The organism is Candidatus Methylacidithermus pantelleriae (genome assembly GCF_905250085.1).
Classification (GTDB): domain Bacteria; phylum Verrucomicrobiota; class Verrucomicrobiia; order Methylacidiphilales; family Methylacidiphilaceae; genus Methylacidithermus; species Methylacidithermus pantelleriae.
Genome location: NZ_CAJNOB010000050.1, coordinates 1 through 5,265, shown reverse-complemented (window position 1 = coordinate 5,265; position 5,265 = coordinate 1). Strand labels below are relative to the sequence as shown.

Below are 5,265 nucleotides of genomic sequence, written 5' to 3'. Positions count from 1 at the left end.
GGAAAGTCCTTTTGCAATGTTGAGTATAGCCCGGGAAAATCCTTTTGGAATGCTGAGGCGAACGAGGAAGCCCCTTGCAATATTGAGGTGAGATTGGAAATGAGATTGGGAAACTGCTGATTCAATGCTGACAGCGCAGGATTACTTTGCAATGCTGAGAGGAACGAGGGAAGCTGTTGCAATAGTGAGTTTAGATTGGAAATGAGATTGGGAAACTGCTTATTCAATGCTGAGATGAAGCCTTGAACACCCCCTTGTTGCAATGCCGACATTAGGCTGGGAAGATCCTGTTGAAATGCTGAGAGGAACGAGGGAATCCCCTGCAATATTGAGATTAGATTGGGAAACTGCTGTTGCACTAATGACATTAGCTGAGGATTACTTTGCAATGCTGAGTAGAACGAGGAAGCCGATTGCAATATTGAGGTTAGGTTGGGAATGAAATTGGGAAAATCCTGTTGAAATGCTGAGGTGAACGCACTGCCCCCGGGAACCCCCTGCAATCCTGAGATGAACTGGTTGAGCCCGGGAGGCCCCGTTTGCTGCGACTGCCCGGTAAGCCCCATTTGCTGCAACTGTCCCGCAAGGAATTGCTGAATATCAATCGAATAAGGACCCCGTAACCATTGACTCAAGAAGTCACCGAGCTCATCCATGCCCCGCGCCCTGTCCTGAAGATTAGGAGGAATGGTGAACTGCGGCGGAGAAAGACTCGAAAGTTCTTGCATCAACGCCATGGCTTACCTCGGTGGTATGGTGAAAGGTGGAGGAGTTAATGGAGTAGGCGCGCCGCCCGTTGGAGGAGTGGGTCCAGCGGGAGAAGGTGGAGTAGGTGCAGTACCAAGCCCGACTTCCCTTGCTCCAGAAGGGCCTGTAACCAGACGCATAAGTTCCGAAGGCATAAGGTCGCTTTGCTTTCCTGCGGCCGATAAAGATTTAATCGAATTGAGCGCGCGCAAGACCTTTTGTCCGACAGGACTCCCAGACCCCGAAAGCACCATAGCTCTCTCGAGTGCGGCCCTGGCTAGCTGTATGTAGACCATAGATAGATCCGTGGGTCCAGCCTGTGGCCCAGGAGTACCCACCGGACTTGCTACCGGAGAAGGATTCGGAGTTGGGGAAAGAATATTGTCAGGCATAAGGAATGGAGCGGGAGGCAGAAATGGAATCCGCCTCCCGCTTTAGGGAGGCAATTCACTTACGGCCTTTTCGCCGGCCACCCCTGTGCTTTTTGTAGACCGCAAAACGATCGTCAAACACCTTTTCTCACCTCCTTCCCTTAGCTCGGCCTCCAAGAATCATCTGAAGAATAGCGGCTTGCTCCTTCTTCTTTTGAATCTCTGGTTGCCTCGCTTTGATTAAGCTGTAGAGCTTCGGCCGTAAATAGTCAACCAATGTTTCATCGTCAATGATGCCAAGCTTGTAGAGGAGAAGCCCCATCTGCATCGAATCTTCGACGAAGACAGGCGAATGGCTATGCCCATCGATCTTGACTTTGACGTTGTCCGATAGCTGAGCAAAGACCGCGTGATTCCCTGCTCTGGTGAAGATGCGTCTGTTGGAATGCGCTTTGAGCCAATGGAGAAGCAGTTGCCCGCCTCTTTCAAGTCCGGTCTCAATTCGTAAGGCAATATCCTTCATGGGAGCGGAGGCAGCACGGATCATTTGGTAGTACTGGTCGCTTGAACGAGCCCCTCTCTCTCCTTCTCCCATAAGCACAGGAGCAAGCATTGCCATATCCGCAAAGGCTTGTTCCACCATCTTAAACCCCTCTATGACCGTCTGAGGGATCTGTGGGTAGATCGGTACGGCATCCTCGTGCGGTTGAGTAAATTGAATGAACCCCTGAGCGTGATGGAAAGCGTCGGCCATTTGCCTTGTGACTTCGCGAGGGCTTTTGATGACCAAGGAGGGGTCAAGAGACTTTTCAAATGCCTTGTCAAAGCTTGCCAGTCTTGTGTTGTACCATCGCTGTACCGGAGCAAGATACCCAACAAAAGAAAATCCCCAAAAGTAGGAATTGGCTTCGAAGGGTCGTAAGATAAAGAAAGGAATCTCTCCGGGGACGAATGGGTTAGGACGTTCCGGATTCCCTCCAAGATCTTTGTCAAACGAGTCGTAGATGAGGACGCCGTTAGGGAGAAGGTGGAAAACTCGGTAGTCGGAGAGTACGTCATCCCATACCCAGAGGATTTCGATTGGGATGACCGGAGCTTTTACGATGGCGTTGTACAGCATATCGGGTGCATTCGGAATAGGAACGCTATCGTATGGTTTTCCAGCAAGTTGCTGGACGTTGCTTGCCGCTCGAGAAAAGCTCCAATCAGGATAAGGAGACCCTGCAATAATCTTTTCATCACCAACCGAAACACCTCCTTTCTCGTCCCCCATTGGCGCCCATTCCGAAGAGAGAGTCTCAATAAGCCTCCGGACCGATTCATTGAAAATGCCAATAGCTTTCGTCCATCGTATAAGCTCGTGCTTGGAGATGTAGCTTCGAAGGGCCACCGCTTCTTGCCTATCAAGTTCTTCGATATCCTCCCGGTACACTCCGAACATTTCGGTTGGGATACGAAAAAGTTCGCATCGTTCCTTGTAGCTTGACCATTGGAAGACGCCGCAGCCGTTGATAAATCCATCCCGAATGCCTTCGCTAATGGCAGACCTTCCGCCAAGTTCATCCCACTCGTCATTGAAAACGTCGATAGCCGATTCCAGGACGGCGTTATCGAATGTTGCCTCTTCTGATTTGGGAGAATCGATCCACCATCGTATCCCTTCGGTGGAGTAGACGATGGAGATCATTCGGTCTACGATCGGTTTGATTCGGTTAACGACGCAGGAATCCCCTCCGCCGTAGTACCAATCTCGATTACTTCGGTAGAAGCTAGAGCGTGACTGCGCCGTAAGGAAGCAGTAGTGCAGGATCTCTTGAACCTGATCTTTGAGATTCCGTTCCTTGATGATCATGGGATGTTGGCTCTCACTCGTACTTTAAACTCTGGCCGAATGTGTTCCGGTTCTGGACAAATCGTGTTCGGTGCGGGCCCCTCATCCTTATCGTACGTGATTTTCCCGGTCACAGGCTTGATCATGGAATTCCTGATCGATTCATCAAACCTGTCACCTACGGCAATCTGGTTCCATTTCCCAGCAAACTGAAGCGGCCGTCCGAGTCTACCGGCCCAGGAGATCTTCGGCTTCTCCCCAGGTTCCCGAGAATAATTGAGTATCCCCTGTCCCCTCATAAGGTTCTCGACGTATTTTACTGCCTTAAGGTCAGCCTGCCCTTTCTTCCAGTTGTGCCGAGGCTGAAGCCACATGGTCATGTCGTACCCGCAGTAGGTACATACCGGTGCACCGATATAGCGGAAAAGCTTACTGCACTTCCGACAATGGCATGCCTTGTATATCCCTTCCATACCGCATCTCCTGCATTTCTTTTTCCGTGATTACCCCCGCACCCAGAAGGTAACCGTAGAACTGGTCGTAGAAAAGATCCTTGTAGTTCTGCTTCCAGGACGTTACCTCCATACGGTCAGGAGTAATTCTTTCCTTCTCCTCCATCTCCGGAGTCCAAATCTGCCTGTAGACCGAGTACCGAACCGATTCGGTAAACCCGATGCAAGCCATTGCGGACGCCATCACTCGGTCGTCATTCTCCCCTCCCTCGGTCTGGAATTCTCCTCCGGGTAGGACGTAGATTTTGGACATCTCCACGATAAGCCTTTCGCTTCGAGGGATAAGAATACCTTGAAGGAAAAGGTCTTTGATCGCGTACATCATCCGTTGCTTTGTCCCGCTCGGTCCCCCGGTTGTCTTCCAATGCCAGCAATTGGGTTTGCTTAAGCTATCCACCCTCTTGTAGAGGTAATGCGTGATGGCGTTTCGGAAATCGAGCATGTTGCTTGGTTCCCCGCCTTCATAGGTTCGAGGAAGCTGCTGGAGTCGAAAAAGCTCCTGCATGACCGTGGACCCTCCTCCATTGATTTCGAGGATAAGGAAAACGTCTTTGTATTGACCGCACACGTACGCAATGGTCCATGCGAACTGATAAGCCGCAAGAGACGGGGTGCAAAACTCAGCAACCTGTTCCATTCGGTTTGCCCAGCATCGCCAAAGGCTAAAACAGAAGTTGGAACCGAAATCGGTGCATCCCCATGCGGGATCCGCCCCCATTACGTATTTCGCACCCGGTGATGGAGGTTGCCAGATGGAAAGATCGGAATCCTCCGGGTCGCAATCGAGAACTTTGCAGTTAAGAAAATCCGAAGAGTATTCGAACCTAAGCGATCGGATAGGCTCTCGAACGTGTCTATCGATGCATCGGTTAAGGTAAATCGAAGGAAAAAATCGGGAGCCTGTGCTTTGCCAGGCGTACTCGGGAGTGGGTGGGAATTCCTGGTAGAACGTAGAAAGATGTCCTCGAAACTTTTCTTCGCACGTCATCCTGGCCCATGCGATTTGCTCATCGGTGATATCAAACCCAAACTGTTTCTTTACCTCACTGACCCACTGCTTCTCCTCTGGAGTGAGTCTTCCGTTCCACCATTTTTTAAACAATGGATGGTTTCTTGGGATGCGCCTCGATGGATTCCTCCACCAACCAAGGAAGATGGCAACTTGTTCTGAAGAATTCTGCGCTTTGGTCCAGATCTCGCGGAAAAGGTTATCGATACCTTTCGCTGTCCCTTCGAAGATTCCTAGTCGATACGGGTTTTTCTCCGCAAACGAAGCCATGAGAGAATCGTAGTTGGTGGGATCTTTCCACAACCCCATCTCTGTCCCATAGATATAGGTAAGCCCTTCCCCTCTTCCAAGTTCTCCTCCCTCGAGTCCCCCGTATCCCGCATGACGAAGAAAGAGGGTCGAGCCATTGGCAAGCCCTACACAGTAACGGTTATCTTCCGCGACTCCACTCGTCCATTCCTCGGGGAGACTATCGATCATGAAGCGAATCTTTTTCCGTAAAGATTCTTTTCCTGGATCGTCGCCCGCGATGAGCATCCCCTGAGTCCCCGGGAGAGCTTCACACACGTAGATGGTGATGGCGCAGGAAAGGGTAGTAATCCCCTCCTGCCGTGATTTTAGGATGACGAACCTGTGCTTGCCGTTGGCTAGGCCTACCTTGATTTCATCAAGAAGGTACCTTTGAACGGGATTAAGGTGCAGAGGGATTATCCCTGATTCTTTGGATCGGATCTTTATCTTCGAGGCAAAATCAAGGAAATTCGGCTCCTCGAAAAGGTGGATCGCCATACCGGA

General features: G+C 50.8%; 4 protein-coding genes. All 4 read right to left on the bottom strand.

All coding sequences use genetic code 11. The annotated features are described in order from the left end of the window. A partial coding sequence (locus KK925_RS09165; protein ID WP_214096461.1) for a hypothetical protein occupies positions 1–737 on the bottom strand: 737 nt, incomplete at its 3' end. Positions 738–1,266: 529 nt separating this feature from the next. Beyond that, the gene (locus KK925_RS09160) at positions 1,267–2,970 is read right to left on the bottom strand and encodes a hypothetical protein (protein WP_174583547.1); all 1,704 of its coding nucleotides are present in this window, start codon (positions 2,968–2,970) and stop codon (positions 1,267–1,269) included. After that, on the bottom strand, positions 2,967–3,329 hold the full coding sequence (locus KK925_RS09155) for a hypothetical protein (RefSeq protein ID WP_214096460.1): 363 nt from the start codon (positions 3,327–3,329) through the stop codon (positions 2,967–2,969). Before KK925_RS09155 ends, KK925_RS09160 begins: the two co-directional genes overlap by 4 nt. A 49-nt stretch (positions 3,330–3,378) precedes the next feature. Then, a partial coding sequence (locus KK925_RS09150) for a hypothetical protein (RefSeq protein WP_174583545.1) occupies positions 3,379–5,265 on the bottom strand: 1,887 nt, incomplete at its 5' end.

Bases quoted from the DNA above. Each gene is read 5' to 3' on its own strand.
- KK925_RS09160 (WP_174583547.1), bottom strand. From the start codon at position 2,970: ATGATCATCAAGGAACGGAATCTCAAAGATCAGGTTCAAGAGATCCTG.
- KK925_RS09155 (WP_214096460.1), bottom strand. From the start codon at position 3,329: ATGACCATGTGGCTTCAGCCTCGGCACAACTGGAAGAAAGGGCAGGCT.